Origin of the sequence: Caballeronia sp. M1242, assembly GCF_017220215.1 — a bacterium.
Taxonomy (GTDB): domain Bacteria; phylum Pseudomonadota; class Gammaproteobacteria; order Burkholderiales; family Burkholderiaceae; genus Caballeronia.
In genome coordinates, this window is the sequence record NZ_CP071131.1 from 847,624 (window position 1) to 867,750 (window position 20,127).

The 20,127-nt window shown below is 65.0% G+C and carries 15 protein-coding genes; 13 read left to right on the forward strand and 2 right to left on the reverse strand.

Annotated elements, in window-relative coordinates; all coding sequences use genetic code 11:
- Window positions 1-2 precede the first annotated feature (2 nt).
- The 10 genes from JYK05_RS23320 (at window position 3) to JYK05_RS23365 (ending at window position 12,119) form a co-directional block, all read left to right on the forward strand.
- Complete coding sequence (locus JYK05_RS23320; RefSeq protein WP_206470101.1) at window positions 3-2,384, forward strand: type VI secretion system Vgr family protein; 2,382 nt, start codon at window positions 3-5, stop codon at window positions 2,382-2,384.
- 192 nt (window positions 2,385-2,576) lie between these two features.
- Complete coding sequence (locus JYK05_RS23325) at window positions 2,577-2,993, forward strand: DUF6484 domain-containing protein (protein WP_206470102.1); 417 nt, start codon at window positions 2,577-2,579, stop codon at window positions 2,991-2,993.
- 1 nt (window position 2,994) lies between these two features.
- Window positions 2,995-4,269: a TIGR02270 family protein gene (locus tag JYK05_RS23330; protein WP_206470103.1), complete on the forward strand. Its 1,275-nt coding sequence runs from the start codon at window positions 2,995-2,997 to the stop codon at window positions 4,267-4,269.
- Window positions 4,266-5,372 carry a DUF2169 domain-containing protein gene (locus JYK05_RS23335; protein ID WP_206470104.1) on the forward strand — a complete coding sequence of 369 codons (1,107 nt, stop codon included), beginning with the start codon at window positions 4,266-4,268 and terminating at the stop codon, window positions 5,370-5,372. Before JYK05_RS23330 ends, JYK05_RS23335 begins: the two co-directional genes overlap by 4 nt.
- Window positions 5,369-6,409: a hypothetical protein gene (locus JYK05_RS23340; RefSeq protein ID WP_206470105.1), complete on the forward strand. Its 1,041-nt coding sequence runs from the start codon at window positions 5,369-5,371 to the stop codon at window positions 6,407-6,409. The genes JYK05_RS23335 and JYK05_RS23340 overlap by 4 nt, the downstream gene beginning before the upstream one ends.
- Window positions 6,406-6,798, forward strand: coding sequence for a PAAR-like domain-containing protein (locus JYK05_RS23345; RefSeq protein WP_206470106.1), 393 nt, complete (start codon window positions 6,406-6,408; stop codon window positions 6,796-6,798). Before JYK05_RS23340 ends, JYK05_RS23345 begins: the two co-directional genes overlap by 4 nt.
- Window positions 6,799-6,808: 10 nt before the next feature.
- Window positions 6,809-7,573, forward strand: coding sequence for a hypothetical protein (locus JYK05_RS23350; RefSeq protein ID WP_206470107.1), 765 nt, complete (start codon window positions 6,809-6,811; stop codon window positions 7,571-7,573).
- Window positions 7,574-7,598: 25 nt separating this feature from the next.
- Entirely contained in the window at window positions 7,599-8,312 is a 714-nt protein-coding gene (locus JYK05_RS23355) for a hypothetical protein (protein ID WP_206470108.1), read from the forward strand.
- Window positions 8,313-8,476: 164 nt separating this feature from the next.
- Window positions 8,477-9,004: a hypothetical protein gene (locus JYK05_RS23360; protein WP_241270051.1), complete on the forward strand. Its 528-nt coding sequence runs from the start codon at window positions 8,477-8,479 to the stop codon at window positions 9,002-9,004.
- Between the two features lie 289 nt (window positions 9,005-9,293).
- On the forward strand, window positions 9,294-12,119 hold the full coding sequence (locus JYK05_RS23365; RefSeq protein WP_206470112.1) for a DUF2235 domain-containing protein: 2,826 nt from the start codon (window positions 9,294-9,296) through the stop codon (window positions 12,117-12,119).
- A 14-nt stretch (window positions 12,120-12,133) separates the two neighbouring features.
- On the opposite strand, the gene JYK05_RS23370 is transcribed toward JYK05_RS23365, so the two are convergent.
- Window positions 12,134-15,472, reverse strand: a complete 3,339-nt coding sequence (locus JYK05_RS23370; protein WP_241270052.1) for an adenylate/guanylate cyclase domain-containing protein — start codon at window positions 15,470-15,472, stop codon at window positions 12,134-12,136.
- Window positions 15,473-15,803: 331 nt separating this feature from the next.
- On the opposite strand from JYK05_RS23370, the gene JYK05_RS23375 reads away from it, so the two are divergent.
- The gene (locus JYK05_RS23375; RefSeq protein WP_206470116.1) at window positions 15,804-16,817 is read left to right on the forward strand and encodes a LuxR C-terminal-related transcriptional regulator; all 1,014 of its coding nucleotides are present in this window, start codon (window positions 15,804-15,806) and stop codon (window positions 16,815-16,817) included.
- Between the two features lie 49 nt (window positions 16,818-16,866).
- Here the strand turns inward: JYK05_RS23375 and JYK05_RS23380 are convergent, their stop codons facing one another.
- Window positions 16,867-17,637: a hypothetical protein gene (locus JYK05_RS23380; protein ID WP_206470118.1), complete on the reverse strand. Its 771-nt coding sequence runs from the start codon at window positions 17,635-17,637 to the stop codon at window positions 16,867-16,869.
- 860 nt (window positions 17,638-18,497) lie between these two features.
- On the opposite strand from JYK05_RS23380, the gene JYK05_RS23385 reads away from it, so the two are divergent.
- Window positions 18,498-18,761, forward strand: a complete 264-nt coding sequence (locus tag JYK05_RS23385; RefSeq protein WP_206470120.1) for a hypothetical protein — start codon at window positions 18,498-18,500, stop codon at window positions 18,759-18,761.
- Window positions 18,762-18,855: 94 nt separating this feature from the next.
- Window positions 18,856-20,127, forward strand: a complete 1,272-nt coding sequence (locus tag JYK05_RS23390; RefSeq protein WP_206470123.1) for a hypothetical protein — start codon at window positions 18,856-18,858, stop codon at window positions 20,125-20,127.

The window sequence follows — 20,127 nt, forward strand, 5'->3', positions numbered from 1 at the left end:
CGATGTCCACTACCGATGTCGCAACAGCGCCGCCGCTCGCAAGCGTGGAGACGCCGCTCGCAGACGAACTGCGTTTTCTGTCGCTGCGGGCGAGCGCGGAGCTCGGGCGCATGCCGCGCTGCGAACTCACGCTCGTGTCAAAGCGCGCGGATATCGACTTCAGCAGGATTCTCGGCAAACACGTGAAGGTCTCGCTGCGCGTGGATGGCGCCAAGCCGCGCGTGTTCGGCGGCTACGTGGTGAGCTTCCGGCAGACCGGCATGCGCGGACGCCTGTACGCGTATGAAGCGGCGGTGCGTCCGTGGCTGTGGCTGCTCACGCGGCGCAGCAACTGCCGCATCTTCCAGAACAAGACGGTCGAAGAGATCGTGAAGGCGATCTTCGCCGATCCGGTCTACAAGCAGCTCGAACTGGGCGAGATCAAGTGGAAGGCCAACTCGCGCGCGCATCGGCCGCGCGAGTATTGCGTGCAGTATCGCGAGTCGGATTTCAACTTCGTGAGCCGCCTGCTGGAAGACGAAGGCATCTACTACTGGTTTCAGGACAAGGACGGCCGCGAGTCGCTCGTTCTTACGGACACGCTCGCCGCGCATGAGAGCGTGGAAGGTTGCGAAGCGCTGCCGTACGGCGCGGTAATGAGCGCCGCGCCCGGCACCGAATACGTGAGCGAGTGGCGCGTGAATCACATGATAGAGACGCGGAACTGGATACTCACCGATTACGATTTCAAGCATCCGTCGCGGCCCTTGCAGAAACAGGCCGTCAAGCAGATGCCAGGCTTCGACGCGTTCGCCGGGCTCGAACACTTCGATTATCCCGGCGGTTATGTCGAGGCCGATCACGGCGAGAGCCGGGCGAAGTCGCGCGCGGACGAGGGATTCGTCGAGGCGAGCGTAACCGACGATCCCGCCATCAACTGGCATCAGGTCGATGCGCGCAGCAACTCGAAGAGCGTGCGCGCCGGCACGCTGCTGAAGCTCACGCGGCACCCGCGCGCGGATCAGAACGCGCAGTATCTCGTCACGCGCACGCTGTACGAGATCGATCTTGCCGATCACGAAGCCTTCGACGGCGCGCAGTCCAACCGCTGCGAGTGCTGGTTTTCCGCGATCGACGCGAAGCAGCCATTCACTCCCGCGCGCGTGACGCGCCGGCCCTTCGTGCAGGGGCCGCAGACGGCGGTCGTGGTCGGACCCGGCGGCGATGAGATCCATACGGACCAGTACGGGCGCGTAAAGGTGCAGTTCTTCTGGGACCGGCAAGGCAAGCGCGACGAGAACAGCTCGTGCTGGATTCGCGTGTCGCAGCCGTGGGCGGGAAAGGGCTTCGGCGCGGTCGCGATACCGCGCATGGGGCAGGAGGTGATCGTCGATTTTCTGGAAGGCGATCCGGACCGGCCCATCATTACCGGGCGTGTCTACAACGCCGAACAGATGCCGCCGTACGACCTGCCCGGCAACATGACGCAGTCGGGCATCAAGAGCCGCTCGAGCAAGGGCGGGAGCGCCGCCAACTGCAACGAGCTGCGCTTCGAGGACAAAAAGGGCGCGGAGCAGGTGCTGCTACATGCGGAGCGCAATCAGGATATCGAAGTCGAGAAGGACGAGACGCATTGGGTCGGTCATGATCGCAAGAAGAACATCGACCATGACGAGACGACCGTCGTAAAGCACGATCGCACGGAGACGGTGGGAAACAACGAGAAGATCGACGTGACGATGAACCGCACGGAGACGGTGGGCGTGAACGAGAGCATCACGATCGGGGCCAACCGGACCAAGACCGTGAAGGCGAGCGAGACCGCGACGGTGTATCTCCAGCGCACGCATAGCGTGGGTATCAACGAAACGATCACGGTGGGCGCCGCGCAGGAAGTGACGATCGGCGCGTTTCAGGCGGTGACCGTCGGGGCTTATCGGGCGGTGACGGTGGGGGCTTATCACACGGAGACCGTCGGGGCGAGTCAGACGGTGAGTGTCGGGTCGAAACAGAGCGTGAGCGTGGGTTCGGATCAGACCGTGAATGTCGGCGGGAAGCAGTCGACGACGGTCGGCGGGGACCGGGCGGTGAGTGTGAGCGGCGGGCAGACGTTGTCGGTCGCCAAGGACGCAAGCGAGTCGATCGACGGTGCACAGGCGAACAAGGTGGGGAAGGGGCGCACCACGAAAGTGGGCCAGGACGATGTGCTCAAGGTGGGTAAGAATCTCGTCATCGAGGCGGAGGAGTCGGTGGTCATCAAGACCGGAGACGCGAGCTTCAGCATGAAGAAGGACGGGACGATCCAGATCAAGGGGAAGGATATCTCGGTCATCGGGAGCGGAAAGGTCAACTGCACGGCGGACGGCGATGTCGTCATCAAGGGCAGCAAGATTCTGCAGAACTGATCATCGCGTTCAAAGAGGCGCGCGTTGTCTCGTCTTATCGAGAGAGAAGCAAGGGCGAAAGCGGAGGACACGATGGGCAGTCGGGATGAACTTGCAGTAGCGCTTGTCGGCGGTGACATCGATGAGTCCACTCACTCTCTGCGAGCATCGAGCCCGACGCTGGCGTTTGCCGCTACCGGTCCGGCGGCGGGCATGGTCATCGTCGGCGAGCTCATCGGAATCATCGCGGACGGCGCGGTGCCGCTCATCCGCGCTGCCGCTCTCGGCGATGCCGTTCTGCCCGCACGCACCATCGTGGATCTTCACGCCGCGCATGTCGGTCGCGAGGTGGTGCTGGCATTCGAAGCGGCGGACACGAGTCGTCCCATCGTCATGGGCGTGTTGCGCGGCAAATGCGGATGGCCGTTCGACCAGCGAGCCGGACACCTGGACGTGCACGGAGAGGGCGAACGCCTGATTGTCGGTGCCAGCGAGCAGCTCGTCCTGCAATGCGGCAAGTCGAGCCTCGTCATGAGCAAGGACGGCCACATCGAGTTGACCGGCGAAACCATCGTAAGCGAGGCGGCGGGTCCCAACCGCGTTCGCGGCGGGTCGGTTCACCTCAACTGACATGAACGCGCATCCGCATCCGCGGTCGTCGCGGGTCATCATTGGCTTCGCGCCCGGCGAGATCTCGTCGCTGGTCAACCGAAGCGTCGTGGAAGAACACGCGACAGAAGCAGCGTTTCTATGGCGACTGCGCGAAAAGGCAGTGCGGGCGCCTCAGTACAGGCTCAGGCATCTGGCCAAGCTCGACATGCGGCTTCTCGCCCATCTGCGCGGGCTGCAGGTAGCCGGGCGACATGGTTGGCGCGCGGCGCAGACGCTGCTCGGCGACGTCAGCCCGGGCGCCATGTTCGTCGCGACGTTCGTCGCATATTCGCGGTCCGATGGTGAGGAAATGCACAAGCTGCTATTGCTCGCGCTCGCTGAACCAGCTCTCGAACCAGCCCTGCGTGCGGGGCTCGCATGGCTGGATGAGGCAGTGCTGACGCCTGTACTCATCAGGCTGACGCGCGCGGCGCAAGCATCGCATCGACGCATCGCGCTGGCGGTGGCGTCCGCTCGGCGAAACATGGTTGCCGTGCAAATCGCGCAAGCGGCGGGCGACGCCGATCCGGCGCTGCGCGCGCGCGCCATGCGCAGCGTCGGCGAGATGGGCGATCGGAGTGGACTGACCCTTGTGCGAGCGGGCCTGCGGGATGCCGATCCCGCGTGCCGATTCTGGGCCGCCTGGTCGATGGCGCTCCTCGGTGATCCGGCGGGCGCGCCCGCCCTGATCGACGTGATCATGACGGACATCGACCGCCGCGCCGCCGCGCTGGAAACAGCAGTGCGGTGCAGCGAACAGGGCTGCGCGCGTGACGTGATCCGTGAACTGGCGGCGTCGCGAGACGGACTTCGCGACGCGATCAGGGCCGCCGGCGCACTGGGCGATCCGGCAGTCGTGCCGTGGCTGCTCGATCATCTCGACGATGCGCTCCATGCGCGCGCAGCGGGCGAGGCTTTTTCGACGCTGACCGGCGCGGACCTCGAATACCTGGACCTCGACCGCGACCCGCCACCGAACGCCGAAACCTCTGAGCCCGAAGAAGATTCGCTCCGCTGGCCCGATCCGGCGGCGACGCGAGCGTGGTGGATGCAGCAGCGCGAGCGCTTCGTTGCGGGCCGGCGCTACCTGTGCGGCGAGCTCATTTCGGCCGATGCCACACGAACAGTCCTGCGCGACGGCTTCCAGCGCCAGCGCGCGGCCGCATCGATCGAACTGGTCCGGGCCGCGGGCGCCTCGCCCATGTTCCCTGTGCACGAGCGCGCGGACTGGCAGCGCAGGAGGCTCGCGGCATGAGATTCACCAACGAGACCGGCTTGCCCGCGAGCTGGACCCTAGGCTTCGAGCGCAGCGGGCGCGAGCGGCTGATCGTGATCGTCAAGGCGACTTATGTACTGCCGACGGCGGGCGAGCAAGCCGTATTGGCCGACATCCAACTGCCTCTCATCAAGGCCGATTGTTTCAGCGGCGCGCCCGGCCTGACCGCGCCGACCTACGAGACGGACTACGCGCATTGCAAGCCGGCCTGCGACGTGCTCTTGCTCGGAAGCGCGTATGCGCCGCGTGGACGCCCGGTGAAGCGACTCGCCGTCGGCATGCAGGTGGGCGGCATGGTCAAGCAGTTTACTGTTGTCGGTCCGCGTTGCTGGCAGAAGCGCTTCGGCGTGGCCAGTCCTTCGGAGCCACAGTACTTCGATCGTTTGCCGATCAGCTACGACACCGCCTACGGCGGCGTCGACTCCACGGAAGCAGCGCAAGGGCGCGCCCATACGTACGAGCGCAATCCAGTCGGGAAGGGGTATTGGCGCAACAGCCGCGACCTGGAGGGACAGCCGTTGCCGTTCACCGAGCAATCCGGCCGAGCGATCACCGATCCGTCCGGCGACTATCTGCCGATGGCGTTTTCTCCCGTCGGCCGCAATTGGCTGCCGCGCCGCCTCTACGCGGGCACCTACGATGAGCAGTGGATGCAAACCACCGCTCCGCTGTGGCCCGCCGATTTCGACGAACGATACTTCCAGGCTGCGCCGCCGGACCAGATCATGCCGTTTCCGTCTAGCGATCTAACTATGCGGCTCTTGAATCTCACACCCGATGGCGATCGACGTTTTCGGTTGCCGGTGCGACGCATTCCGGTGACGTTTGTCCCGTATCAGGGGCGCGATGCGCAGCGCGATGCATCCCTCGACACGATCCTGCTCGAACCCGACGAAGGGCGCTTCACGCTGACTTGGCGTGTCGTTCTGCCGCTCGGAAAAAGTGTGTTCGATGTCAAGGAAACCGTCGTGGGTGAGATGCCGCGGGCGTGGCACATGGCTCGCCGGTTCCCCGGCAAGACGTGGTACAGAAATCTCGACGAAGCGGTGCGGGCGCGCAAAGGCCGGCCCCGGACATCATGAAGCGCGAGCTCGCCATTCTGGCAAGCGGCATGGTCACGGCGGTCGGTTTCAACGCGCCCGCCACGCTGGCCGCCCTGCGCGCCGGCATCAGCGGCGTGCGCAGAACGCCGTGGGTCGACTTCGCCTCCGGTGGATTCCTATGTGGCGCGAAAGTCCCGCTGCCGCAATGGTGGGAAGGTCTCGGCAAACTTGCCGACCTGATCGCTCCCGCCATCGACGAATGTCTGAAAGCGGCATCGCCTGTCTGTTCGTCAGATATTCCGCTGCTGATCGGCGTGGCGTCGCCCGAACGTGCCGCGCGAACGCCGCGACTCGATGAAGACCTGCTCTTGGAGATCGAGGCTCGGCTCGGCTGTGCACTGCATCCACGCTCGCAACTGTTTCCGCTCGATCAGGCCGGATGCGCGCAGGCTCTGCTGGTCGCCCAGGCGATGCTCGGCGAGCGAGGTGTGCCGCGGGTCATCGTCGCCGGTGTCGACAGCTTTCTACATAAGCCGATGCTCAACAGTTATATCGAACGTCGCCGCCTCATGACGCCGGATAACTCCAACGGCTTCTTTCCCGGCGAGGCGGGCTGTGCCGTGCTTGTCGGCGCAGCCGATACGTGCGACGGCGAAGCGCTCGTCATTCGCGGCTTCGGCATGTCAAGCGAGAGCGGCTGCATCGACGGCACGGAACCTTCGCGCGCACAGGGTCTGACGACGGCGGTCAGGCAGGCGCTCGATGGCGCGGGTATCAGGCTTAAGGACGTGGCTTACCGCCTGACGGATATTTCAGGTGAGCACTACAAGTTCAAGGAGGCGGCTTTCGCGGCAGGGCGCCTCAATGGTGGCGAGCGCGAAGACGGGCTCAAGCTCTGGCATCCGATCGAATACCTCGGTGAGATCGGCGCGGCGATTCTGCCGTGTCTGCTTGCGCAGGCGATGCACGCCGCCGTGGAAGGATACGCCCCCGGACGATGGGCGCTGTGCCACGTCGGCAGCGACGCGGGACTGCGCGCGGCGATGGTCGTCGAGATGAGAGGACGGAACCGATGAGCAAGAACGTCTTCGCCAACGGGCGGGAAGTATCGGCGGGTAAGGATGCGAACGAGTCGCTGAGCGCGATGCCGGACGTGTGTCTGTCGCCGCCGAGCCCGCCGGCGGGCCCGATCCCGATTCCGTATCCGAACTTCTCGGAAGCATCCGATACCAGCGAGGGTACGCGTTCGGTTCAGATCGGCGGAGGCCAGGTGGGCATCAAAGACAGTTCGAACTACAAGAAAAGCAAGGGAAACGAAGCCGCGACCAAATCGCTCGGCATGGGAGTCATGAGCCATCAGATCACCAACACGGCTTATTTCGCCGCGTGGTCATTCAACGTCAAGTTCGAAGGTGAGAACGCCGTGCGCCACCTCGACCTCACGACGGCGAACAACATGCAATGACGGAGGCGGAATGACGACGACGGGAAATACGGTGGCGGTCGCGCTCAGCAAGGCCAGTCAGGAGCCCGATTCCAGGGAGTCGCAGTGCAAGGAGATGGCCAAGCGGAACGAAGAGAACCGGAAAAATGCGCCCGGAAAGCTCGAAGCAACGAAGCAGAACGAGCACCGGAAAAGCTACGTGGACAAAATCGACGAATCGCTAGACAAACTCGACGGCGGCGGTATGACCTTCGCCTCCGCGTTCGTCGACGTGGGAATTGGTGGCGGCGAGCGGCTCAGGGGCATGATGAGTGCGTGCAGCGACGCGAAAACGCAGGAATGCCTGCAAGACGCGCTCGTCCCGGGCGGAACCGACGAGATGAGGGCCGGTACGCAAACCATTTTGTGCGAGGACGCCGCTTACGCACATCCTGGCGGTGGATTCGGTTCCCACGCCGAGGCCAAGATACTGAACGAAGTGACGTCGATGGCGAAGGGCCGCAATCTCGCGGGGGGCTCCATCATGTTCAGAACCGACTGGCACTATGACAGCCCGAAAGGGGGCACCTACTCATCAGGCATGCCGTGCGCGGTCTGCTACCGTGCGATGTGCGCGGCAACCGATTGCGGGATCGACATCTACCTTTGCAACGCAAAATCGGAGCCGGTTCGCTTCAACCCCGACGGAGACTGCAAGAAGGAAAAGAAGAAAAGCGATCCTCGCGACGACTCCTGGGACAGGCTGGACAGGGCCATGGGCGAGGACCCTTTGACGGGAAGGGGCGTGGTGCTTTGAACCGAATTGACTGCCGGAGCTAACGATGAACATTCTCCAACCGATTCGCGATGCGGCCATTGCCGGCGCGCCCATGACTTACGAATGGGATCTCTTCGTTTCGCGCTCGATCCACCATCCGCTGTTCGAGGAGCATCCGCGCCTCATGAAGGCGTTCATGAAGCTCAGCGTGCGCGCTGCATTTGCCCTCACACTGGCGCAAGCCGAGTGGGTGGCATGGCGCTTTGAAGGCATCGTCGATATCAGCGATATCCTCCATCGCATCGAGGCAGGCTATGCCGCGCTCGTCGATCCACGGTACGCCGTTTTGCCGACGCCGGACGAGCCTTTCCCCGACGATCTGCAGAACGCGCACGGTCCCGTGATGCTTGCTCGGATGTTGCTCACGAGCGGATTCGAGTACTACCGACAGTGCGACGCGATGGACCGCGCCCAGGGCATTTCGATGGCGCTTCTGGCACGTCACGTCTGTCCGGACAACGCGAAGTTCGATAAATGGCTGTCGGAGGCATGCAAGCGCTGCCATGCGCAGTCGCCTGCGATGGACGTGCCCCTCGTTCAGCAGCCTGCGGTTCCGCGCGAACTGTTCGAACTGGCCGACGACTGGGATCCCGCGACTGCTTCGGCGTTGCAGGACGCCTTCGTCAAAGGACTCGATCCCGATACCAATCCGTATCTCGTGAGCGTCGCGCGCCTTCGCCAGCTCGGCGTCATGAGCACACCCTATTCACGGCCATGATTGAAGGAACCTGCCCGAGCTACGTCAAGCTAGAGCCGCATCTGCTCGTGCCGCTTCGGTACGTCTGGGACGACACGCGTGCTTCCAGGGACTTTCGCACTCGAGCCGACTGGGTGCCGCAAGCCGCCGCGCGAATGTCGACTCGCGCGCAGATGGTTCTGTGCATGGGACTGTACGAATGGGTGCTATGGCGCTTTGCGCCGCTGCACGACGATCCGGTGCCCGGGCAGGTGGCGCAGGCCGCATGGTGCGGGACGATCGATCCGCGCATGTTGAGATTCTTCGAACTCACCCGGCCCGACTGGACAGGCCCTGTCCGCGGTCCGTTGTGGTGCGCGATGACCTGGCTGCGTCCGGCGATCGCCGCCGGGGACGACTATCCGCTCGAGATCGACGACGCCTTGCAGTACCTGACGCGGCTTGCCATGCATGTGCTGCCGGAACCGGCGCGTTTCGAACGATGGCTGCGCGCGGTGTTACTGCGGCTTGCCGCTTTGTTTCCGGCGGTGCCCAACGATCCATTCGATGATCTGTTCGGAGAAGAGGTCCGCCGTCGGCGCGGCCCGCCGATCGCACGCGATGCGCTGGATCCGGATGTCACCTACGACCTCGGGTCGGGCGCGCCATGGTCGGCCGCGTTGCTCGCGCAAGCCGATCCGTCGGCGAACCCATACCTGGCGTCGCGTCCTTGAACGCTGGCGTCAATGAGTCCTACATCACCCGCCTCTCCGACGCCAGGCTCACGCTCGATCCCCTCGTCTTCTCGCTGCCCGTCGGCTACCGGTTCTGACACCGCACGGAATTCCGGTTTTCAAACCGGCTCAGTGCGCTTCGTTTTCTCGCCATGACCGGTCCGAAATAGCACGGACGGATGGCGTAGCATTCCTAACGTCTGTCGGGAGGACGTGCTGCGCCTATCACATATTCAATCGGTGCAAACGCCGTAAAACGCGTGCCTGCCCAATCGACGGGAGCTCGGCGATGACCAATATCGTGGTTCTTTCTGACGGTACCGGCAACAGTTCTGCCAAGGCGCAGCGCACTAACGTGTGGCGCATGTTCCAGGCGCTCGACCAGTCGGCCAGCGATCAGATCGCGTTCTACGACGACGGCGTCGGCACGTCGAGCAACAAGTATCTCGCGCTCGTCGGCGGTGCATTCGGCTACGGCCTCAAGCGCAACGTCATCGATCTCTATAAGTTCGTCTGCCGCAACTATCGGCCCGGCGACGACATCAGCGGGTTCGGCTTCAGCCGCGGCGCCTTCACGATCCGCGTGCTGGTCGGGCTGATCGATTCTGAAGGGTTGCTCGAGGCGACGTCCGAGGAGGACCTCGATCGCGACGCCCGCCGGGCTTATCGGCACTACCGGTCGGCTCGCTTCCCGTCGAAAAGTCCGATCGTCCGGGGCTTGCGGGCGCTGCGCGACGGCGTGCTGTGGGCGTCTGACCGCGTACAGCGGCGGCCGCACTATGCGCAGGTCGAGAAGCGCAGAAACATTCCGATCCGCTTCCTCGGCCTGTGGGACACCGTCTCCGCGTACGGCGTGCCGATCCTGCCGCTCAAACGCGCGATCGACGCGACCATCTGGCCGATGATGTTCGGGGATCTCAAGCTGTCGCCGCATGTGAAGCGCGCGTGCCACGCACTGTCGCTCGACGACGAACGCTCGACATTCCATCCGCTGCTGTGGGATGAAACCGACGAGCCGCAGATCGGCGCCGCCCACGGCCGAATCGAGCCGGGACGCATTACGCAGGCATGGTTCCCCGGCGTGCACTGCAACGTCGGCGGCGGCTATCCCGAGGATCAGCTTTCGCTCGTTTCCCTGCACTGGATTCTCACCGAGGCCATCGCGGTGGGCATTCGCGTGCTGCCGTCGGCGCTGGCCGATGTCGTCGCGAATCAGTCGCCGTTCGCGCGTATCTACGATTCGCGCAAGGGGCTCGCGGGCGGCTATCCGTACCTGCCGCGGCTGGCGTTGCCCTGCGTGGCAAAGGGCGGCAAGCCGGTCTGGCCGATCGTGCACTGGAGCGTGCCGGTGCGCGTCGCGTTCGGCACCGACCGTTACGCACCCGTCGCGCTGCCCGAGAGTTTTCAGGTGCTGAGGCCCGACGGCACGCTCGAACCGGTCCCGGCGAATCCGGGCGTCGCCGCGCCGCCACTGCTGCGCCCGGCGCAGGCCGCCGCGAAGCCAGCGAGCGAAGCGGCGCCGCGTCTCGAGGAGAATCAGGCGGCGCTTCGCCAGGCGCTCGACGTGCTCGAGGAGCGCGACCCCGTTGCGATGGGCCTTGCCTGGGACACGGTGTTCTGGCGTCGCGGCGCCTATCTCGCGACGCTCGTCATTTCGGCGCTGCTGATTCTGTTTCCCTGGCTCACGGGCGGCATCGAATGGCTGGAAAAGTGGCATGGCGGCGCGTTGAGCGGTTCGGATCCTGCGCAATGGGAAGCGGACGTGCTCAATACGGCGCTGACCTTCATCAAAGGCATGTTGCCGTCGTGGAGTTCTCCGTGGACGAGCGCGTTCGGCGCGCATTCCAGCGTCTTCGCGTTGACACTGCTCATCTGGCTCGCCTCGCTGCAGTTCGGCGGCGTGCTACGAAAGCGCGTGCATGACCGTGCCTGGCTCGCATGGCATCCGCAGCTTCGCACCACCTATCTCGACTGGCGCCGGCGGTCCGAGGCAGGCAGCCGCAACATGGTGCTGCTGGGCGGGGTGGTGTTCGCATTGGCTGGGGCGTTCGCATGGAGCAAGTTGGGAAACAAGAGCACGACCATGGAACTGACCGCGGTCGCCGTCGTGCTATTCGCGCTCGCGTCCTGGCGGCAGATGCGCGTCCGACGGCTCGACAAAATTCACGGCGCCGTGCGCCGGCCCGAGGCTTCATCGAAGACGATGGCGCAGGCCATGAAAGGCGGTTTCGCGCTGAGCCTCGCGCGCAGGCTGCGCGAGAACGCCGCATTCTGTTACGTCTGCAAGAAGATCGAATGCGTGATCCTGCCAGGTGCCTGTCTGATGCTCGTGGGGCTGCTCGCCCTTGCCGTCGCGAATCGCGCGCTCTTCGACGGGCTGAGCGCGGTCGGCGAGGTGTGCAATTTCCAAAAGACCGTGGAGCCCGGAGCCGATCCCGGCAAGGCGACCGGCGCCGCGTTCCGCACGCGGGACCTGTGCTGGGACTCCGGCGTGACGCTCGAGAAGGACGCGCGTTATGAAATCGTGCTCGTGACCGACGGCGACTGGCTAGACCGCAGCGAACGGGCGGACGTGGGCGGTTTTCCGACGAACACGCTCGCCCACTTTGCCGGGGCAGGGCTCAAGCGCTGGTGGTTCGAAGACTGGTTCAAGCCGATTGCGCGAATCGGCGACAAAGGGCACGACGAGTATGTGCTCGAGCCGGAAGCGCCTTTTGCATCTTATCGATATGCGAACGATCATCGCGCAGGCGGTGTGATCGCGGCGAGCTCGAAGCCGCCGCTCTGCGATGTCAGCGGCTCGCATCTTGAACCGCTGGGAAAGAACCAGGCCGCGTGCGTCGTGAGTGGCGATCCGACGCCCGCCGGCCGTAAGATTCTCGTCTCGCAGATCACCGCGAAGACGCAAGGGCGGCTCTATCTATATGTCAACGATGCGGTCGCGCCGATCGCCTTCGATAAGCGCCGCTTCTACCGGAACAATCTCGGCTGCGCGCAGGTGATCGTCTCGCAGTTGATGGACGACCGCACGCGTCGACTCGTCGGACAGAGCTTGCCCTGTGCATCGGAGTTGGCTGCGGACGCTATCGTGCAGAACACGCCGGCGTCGCGGTAGCGCGCCACCGCGCGTCAGGCCGGCGTCTCGCACAGCGACAGCAACCGCCGCGCTTGCGCCACGAGCGCGCAGTCGTGCTCTTCGGCGAAGCGGGCCACGACGTCCCCGAGACACGCGCTCGCTTCGTCGCGGCGTCCGGCCGTACGCAATGCGTCGGCCATCTCCATCGTCGCGCGCAGTTCGAGCAGCCGCAGGTTCTGCGCGCGCGCCTCGCCCGCCGCCGCGCGCAGCAAATCGAGTGCAAGTTTCGGATCGGCGCCCGGGTCGGCTTTCTCGACGACGCCAGCCGCAAAGGCCAGATCGACGAGGCCGGTCCGCTGACCGGTGCGCAGGCTATCGGCGCGCGCGGCGGCGATGCACTGCCGCGCGTCGTCGTGGCGGCCGAGGTGCGCGAGCGCCTGCGCCCGCCACGCCTGCACGTAGGCGAGATCGTTGTGGCCGCCGTTGTTCGCGAGATGTTCGACCGCTTCCGTCAGTCGCGCGAGCGCGTTCGCGTACTGTCCTTCGGTCGCCGCCGCGACGCCCTCGTACACCATCGCCCAGCCTTTCCAGAACGGCAGACGCTGCGTGTCGCACAGCTCGATGCAGCGGCGGCATAGCTCGCGCGCGGCGCCGATGTCGCCGGACTCGACGAACGGCCGGGCTCCGGCAGCCAGCGCCTGCGACAGCACGAACGGCTGCGCGAGCGCGTCGGCGTGATCGATCGCCATTCGCGCAAGCCACCGTGCCCGGCCGAAGCGCCCCGCCACCAGCTCGCAATAGCCCAGCCAGCAGCACGCGGTAACCTTGGCGTCGTTGAAGCGCCCGTAGCCGGTGGCGTGCGCGACGTCGTAAGTGTCGATCACGTACTGCAAGAGCTTGGCGCAGCGCTCGAACTGGGCTTGCTGATAGAGGATCGGGCCGACCGCCGCATAGGCGACGATTTTGCTGTCGGTGTCCTGCGTATTCGAGGCGAGCTCGATCAGCCGTTCCGATGTCGCAACGCACTTCGGCGAGTCCGCGGCGGCGTAAGCAAAATTATTGATGCCGACGAGCGCCAGCACGCGCAGCCGCTCCTGCGTCACGCCGTCGAGCAGCGCTTCGGCGCGCGTCCACAGCGCAGCGCATTCCTGGCACGCGTAACCCTTGAGCGCCCAGTGGCACGCCGCGCCCATCACCAGGAGCGCGACCTCGCAGTCCGCGCGCCGCGCCGGATTCGACTGCGCAACGAGCGCGAGCCCGGAATCGACATGCGCGAGCGCCTCGCGATGCCGGTATCGCGCCATCGCGACCCGGGTCGCCGAGATCCATTGCGCGAGCGCGTCGTCGGTTATGCCGGCGCGCGTCAGATGCAGCGCAAGCAGCTCGGGGCTCGCCTTGCCGCGCTCCGGAAACACTTCCGCGAGCGCCTTCGCGATGCGCGCATGGATGCGCACGCGCTGGCTCTTCAACAGACTGTCGTAGGCGACATCGCCGACGAGCGCATGCTTGAAGCGGTATACCGCGTCTGCGCCGCCTCCGCGCCGAAAGACCAGCCCGCTCGCTTCGAGCGATGCAAGCGCCTCCGCGAGCCTGGTACCGTCGACGGGCGCGATCGCGGCCAGCAGCGCATGGTCGAACTCGCGGCCGATGCACGCGCCGATCTGCGCGATCGTCTTGACCGGCGCGAGGTGGTCGAGCCGCGCCATCAGCGAGTCGTGCAGCGTAAACGGAATCGCGAGCGGCGCGGTGGGCCCGTTCGTCTCCCAGTGATCGCCGGCGTCGCGCAGCAGCCCGGCTTCGAGCACCGTCTGCGTCAGTTCCTCGACGAAGAGCGGAACGCCGTCGGCGCGTTCGAGGATCTGCTCCAGAACGTCGGGTGGCAGCGGCTTGACGGCGGTCAGCTCCGCCGCGATTTGCGCCCCCTGGCGCCTCGCGAGGCGGTTCAGATGCAGGAGCGTCACGTTGCCGTGCGCGGTCCACGCGGGCATGAATTCGGGGCGGCAGGTGATCAGCATCAGGATCGGCCAGTGCCGGATCCGGTCGATGAAGCGCGCGATCGTTTCGAGCGTGTCGGCGTCGGCCCACTGCGCATCCTCGAAAATGATGAGAAGCGGCTGTCCGCTCGACAGGCGGATAGGTTGTTCGACGAGCGCTTCGATGGTCACTTCGCGCAGCCGCTGCGGAGAATCCATGCGCGGCGGATAGCGGTCGGTCGGCAGCGAGAGCAGCGCGGCGAAGAGCGGCGCGACCTCGTCCCGCTCGCCGGGTTCGAGACGAAGCGCCGCTTCCAGCTTGTCGAGGCGCACATCGGGCGAGTCCTGGCGCTGGAAGCCGCTCATTTCGGACAGATGCCCGATGATCGGGTGGAAAGACGACGTCGACTGGAACGGCGAGCATTGGTACAGCAGCGTGAGATGCTGCTCGCCGGCGAGCCGTTCGCGCAGAACGTGGGCAATGCGGCTCTTGCCGATGCCCGGCTCGCCCATGAGCAATACGGCCTGACCCTCGCCGTCGCGCGCGATCATCCAGCGCGAGACGAGCAGATCGACTTCGTGTTCACGGCCGACGAACGGCGTCGCGCGATTCGGGTGGAACGCGCTGTAGCGGCTTTCGCGGTGCGCGAGGCCCGCCACGCGCGAGAGATTGACCGGCGTGCTGATTCCCTTGAGTTCGTGCTCGCCGAGTTCTTCGAGCTCGAACGTGCCGCCGAGCAGGCGGCGCGTGCTCGGGGCAATGACGATTTCGTCGGGGCCCGCGTGGGCGCACAGGCGCGCGGCGAGATTGGGCGTCGCGCCGACGGCCGTATCGAAGGGCGACGATTCCTGGCCTTCGAGTTCGCCGACCACGACCGCGCCCGTTGCGACGCCGATATGCACACGCAACGGCGCGCTGGCGGAGAGCCGGCCGACTTCCGCGACGATGTCGAGCGCGGCGCGCACCGCGCGCTCGGCGGCATCCTCGCGCGCCTGCGGGAATCCGAAGTAAATGAGCACGCCGTCGCCGAGATATTGCGCGACGTGTCCCTCGTAACGTGCGACGACACGCGCGCAGGTCTCCTGATAAATGCGCATGACTTCGTGCAATTCTTCGGCGTCCAGGCGCTGCGCGAGTTCGGTGGAACCGGCGAGGTCGCAGAAAAGCACCGTGAGCTGACGCCGCTCCCCCGGCGGACGATTCGACCGGGAAGGCGCAGGCGCCGGTCGGGCGGCTTCGCGTCGCGGATGGGAGAGGGCGTCGAGCAGGCGGCGGCGGTGGCCGAGCAGCACGCCGAGTTCGGCGAGATCGCGATCGCTCAGAAGCGGCAACGTTTCCAGGTCCACGCCATTGGCCTCGAAAACCGTCGCGTAACGTTCGAGGCCAAGTTCGCCAAGCAAGGTCGAAAGCGAATCCATCACGCGACTCCTCTGTGCGAACGGGCGCGCGGGCCGTCGGCACGCTGCGACTCGCGCTTGCATCGGCGAGTCGATCCGAAAAGACGACCTGGCGCCAGCGCTCCGTCTGCCATATTAGATCATGGTGGATATGGACGCTTCCAACCAGTCATCCATGTGACGCGCGAAGCCAATTCGAGTAGCGCAACAGCGAGTGGCGCGGCGGACGATCGGTCACGCGAGCAGAAAGTTGAGTCGCGCTCTTTTGGCGTGTGACGTTTGCCGCGGTCGATGTTGTGAGGAAAGCTGAAACAACGGGCGTGGACGCGCGAGTCGGTATAGCATGCATCGCATGTACATACTGCTCATCGGACCCGCGGGCCTGTTTCGCGACGGCGTTGCGGCGCTCTTGCGCGCATTCGTACCCGATGCGGACGTGCAACGGTGCGACCGGCTGCCCGCGGAGTGGCCTGACGGCCGCAAGCCCGACTGCATCGTGATGGACGGCGACCGTCTGCGAGAGACGCGCGACGAGCTCGACGCCTTGCGCGGGCATGCACGCACCACGCCCGTGCTCGTGGTGCTCGGCGAGGCGAAGCGCGAGTATGTCGATGAGCTGGTCGCAGCGGGCGTCGCGGGATGCGTCGAGAAATCCGCGTCTGCAGAACTCCTTACCGGCGCGTTGAGTCTCGTGCTCGCGGGCGGCGTTTCGCTGCCGCGTTCGCTGCTCGCAGCAAGGCAGGACGCGCCGTCGACATTGTCGGCACGCGTGCCGGAGCCCAATCCGAACCTGCATCTGACGCCGCGCCAACTCGACGTGCTCGCGCTCCTCGCGCGCGGACGCTCCAACAAGGCGATCGCGCGGGAGCTGGATGTCACCGAAGCCACGGTCAAGACTCATCTGACGACAATCTTCAAGGCGCTCAATGTGTCGAGCCGTGGCGAGGCAAGCGCGGTCGCGGCGCGCATGGAAAAGATCCGCGACACGCAAGTCAGCCATGCGGTCAACGGCCATCTGCCGATCGCGCGGCTGCTCGGGAAGATGGAGCGCCAGCGCTTTCGCGCCGGCGAAGTGCTCTTTCGCAAGGGCGACCCGAGCGGCCAGATGTTCTACGTCGAATCGGGCGCCGTGCAGCTTTCGGAACTCGGCATCGAGTTAGGCGCGGGCGCGGTGCTCGGCGAGATTGGGCTCTTCACGCCTGAGCGCCGGCGCACGTCCACGGTGATTTGCAAGACCGATTGCGGAATGCGCACGGTTTCCGCCGACGAGGCCATTCGCCTGTACTATCAGGAGCCCGAATTCGCGCTCTATCTGGTGCAACTCATCGCGGGTCGCCTGCAAGCCGACAAGGAACGGCGGCCCTAAGCGTTTCGCAATCGGAAACATCGGCCGCGCGCAGCGGCGGCCGAAACCATCATTCGTGCGCTTCGAGCCCGAGCAGGTTCAGCACGATCAGAATCGCGTCGCGATTTTCCGGCGTGATCTCGATGCCGAGCGTCTGATGTATCCATCGGCCGATCTTGGTGGCAGCGAAGCACGCCGGCGTCGCGTCTTTTTTCATCGTCACGCCGAGTTTGCGCGCGCGATAGTGATACGAAGGCACGTCATATCGATCGGCCATGCCCTTGAGGCCTCCTTTGCTTTCGCTGCTCGCGCCGAGGCTGCCTGCGAGGAGGAGCCGGTCGGGACCGTCGCAACTTGCGATGAACACGCGTGCGAATGCCCGCACCCGCTCCTCACTCAGCCCGAACTCGGCGAGCGTGGCATGCACCGGGTCGTCGGGCGCATGCGCGCGGGAGTCGACTTCAGCCTGCACGCCGTCGATCTCGAGCGACAGATTACGCTGCAGGCTCGCGCTGCGCAGGCAATCGATCAGAAAGCGACGGAAGTATGCGCAGAGCGCATGCGCTGTGGACGGCGCGCTCTCGGGCGACGCGTGCGACGGCCGCTGCTCGGCGTCGAGCCGCAAGACGCGCGAGAAGAAGAACTGCGAGATCAGCTCTTCCTTGTCTTCGTGCAAGCCGCGCAGTTCGGGCGGGTAGTAGGACTGCAGCGTGGTGAGCACCATCCTGTAGATATACCCGATCTCGATGTCGGAGAGTGTCGCCCGGCGATGCCAGAGATCGGCGAGGGTGCAACTTTCCCGCGCGAAGACGCCGGAGTCCTGATGGATCAGCACGTCCATGACTGCACCTCGTCGCATGAAACCGTGGTGCCGCAAGATGCGCGCATCACTGTGAAACCGGGCTTGTTCATGGCTCCTCCTCGGGAGACCGGTGCGCTGCCAGGCGAATGGCCCGCGGCGCTCGGCTTTGGAGCCGCGCGTGCGAGTCGGCGCTTACAAAAATAGTGGGAGGAGGGGACGCGTAAAATCGGCCGGACGGTCTACATCGAAAGTCGTAGAGGCGGTGGTACGAAACCGATCTGCGCGAGGCTACGAGCGCGTCGACAGTGCGCTGCAGCATCGATGCGTCGGGCACCGCGTCTAGTGACCATGAGTCGATCAGCTTCGCCTCGAATTCGGCGATCCATTGCATACCTTCATCGAAGGCAGCACGGTGCGGATCGCGGGCGGTGTCGGTAGCCACGTCGCAGAAAACGCGGTGCCGTGCAGCGGCGTGCCTCGACGCTGCTCGCCCCCGAGCGCCAAGCACGCCAACCTAGAAGCGCGCGGTCACCTTACCGGCTCCGGACGCGACCCAGCGTGACACGCTCACATGCGAGTTCGCACTGAGGTAACTGCGGTGAATAAGTGCGCTCGTCGCGACCGCTGAAGCCGTCTAGCGGCAAAGAGTCGTCTGCGCGGCCGGCGTTACTGCGGCTTCGCGCGTGGAACGCACTTTTAGCGGGCGGCCGCGTTGCTGCGACACAGCAACGGCACACACGCCGGGCGAATGTTCGAAGGTAGGAGCCTCGCAGTTCGCCGACGTGAGATCGATCTTGTCGCGGAAGTAGCGTAACGTGCGGGCGGCGCTTTGACGGTGTGGTAGGCCTTCGAGAAACTCCTGAGTGGCCACAGGTTGCCGAGATCCACACGCGCGGCTGATGAACTTGTCGCGGCCGGTTCGCAAGGCGGTGTCGCGAGCGGCGTCCGTCGTACTGGCGGGGCCGGCATTGATGCCCACCAAGCTCTTTCCCTTCAAAACTCGCCTGCGCGATTCGTCTCAGATCCGGAGCGGCGGAAGCGGCGACCTCTACGACGATTCGTATCCCGAAGCGTTCGAGGAAGCCGCGCAAAAAATGCACGCGGCGCGCAACGAAAAGCACGGTAAGTCATTCGCGGCGGTCGCCCCGAACTCTGCTGCATAGCGCACATCGCCTTCGGAAGGTTTTCTCGAAGTTTTGACCAACCTGCTTTGGCAAACGGTGGTTACGCATCTCGCCGTTATCACAGGGGCACGCCATGTTCGATTCCGCCATTCTCGAAGTCGCAATCGGTATCGTTTTCATCTATCTGCTGCTGAGCCTGATGTGCACGGCGCTGCGTGAAGGTATCGAGGGATGGCTCAGAACCCGCGCGTCGTACCTAGAGAACGGCATTCGCGAACTGCTCTTCGATTCCGAGGGCACAGGTCTCGCCAAGCTGCTCTATGAACACCCGCTCGTCTACAGTCTATTTCCAGGAAGCTACGCGTCACCGGCGTCGGGTCAGACCGCAGGTCTTTTTACGAGAGGCCACAAGCTGCCCGCGTATATTCCCTCCGCCAACTTCGCTGCGGCGCTCATCGACATCATCGGACGCGGGCCGTCGCCCGCCGATGGAGCCGCCACAGGCGACGGCAAGGAGCATCCGAACGCCAGAGCGACGCATCCCATCAGCATCGCCGACGTGCGCGCGCATATCGCGACCATCGGGAATCCTTCGGTGCAGCGTGCGGTGCTCACCGCGCTAGATACCGCGAGCGGCGATCTCGAGAAGGCGAAGAAGAACCTCGAGAACTGGTACGACAGCGCGATGGACCGAATATCCGGCCGCTACCGGCGTTCGACGCAGGGCGTGCTGTTCTGGCTCGGGCTTTTCGTCGCGGTCGGCTTCAACGTCGACACGATCAGCTTGGCGGACTATTTGTATCGCAACGAGACGCAGCGCGGAGCGATTGTCGCGCAGGCCGGTTCGATCGCGAGGGATGCGAAAGGACAGGCTAGCAGCTACGAGGATGTGAAGAATCAGATCGCGAGCCTTCAGCTTCCGATCGGCTGGGATTTTCTCTTTCAGCAGGGCTCGAAAGACAGCGCCAGGAGGCTAGCGGCCGAGCAAAGTTTTGACTATGCGCCGCCCGGTGGTCGCACGCTCGTGGACGATTTGAGGCCCGCGTGGGACAAGTATCACGCATGGTTGATGAAGCCGCTCGGCTGGCTGCTGACGGCGGTGGCCATCACGCTCGGCGCGCCGTTCTGGTTCGACATCCTGAATAAGTTCATGGTGATCCGCTCGACCGTGAAGCCGCACGAGAAAAGTTGGGGGGAATCGTCGGAGGACCGTCAGAGCGGCGCGGCAGGCATGCCGGGCGCGCCGCCGGCGACGATCCAGATCATGCCGCCGCCAACGAGCGTGCCGACTCCATCGGCCGAGCTGGAGCCGTCGGAAGACAGTCACGATGACGGCTGCGAGGTGGAGGTCACGGACGCCACGCCCGACAACGAGTTGCCCGCAGCGCAGGGAGGCGTGATTTGA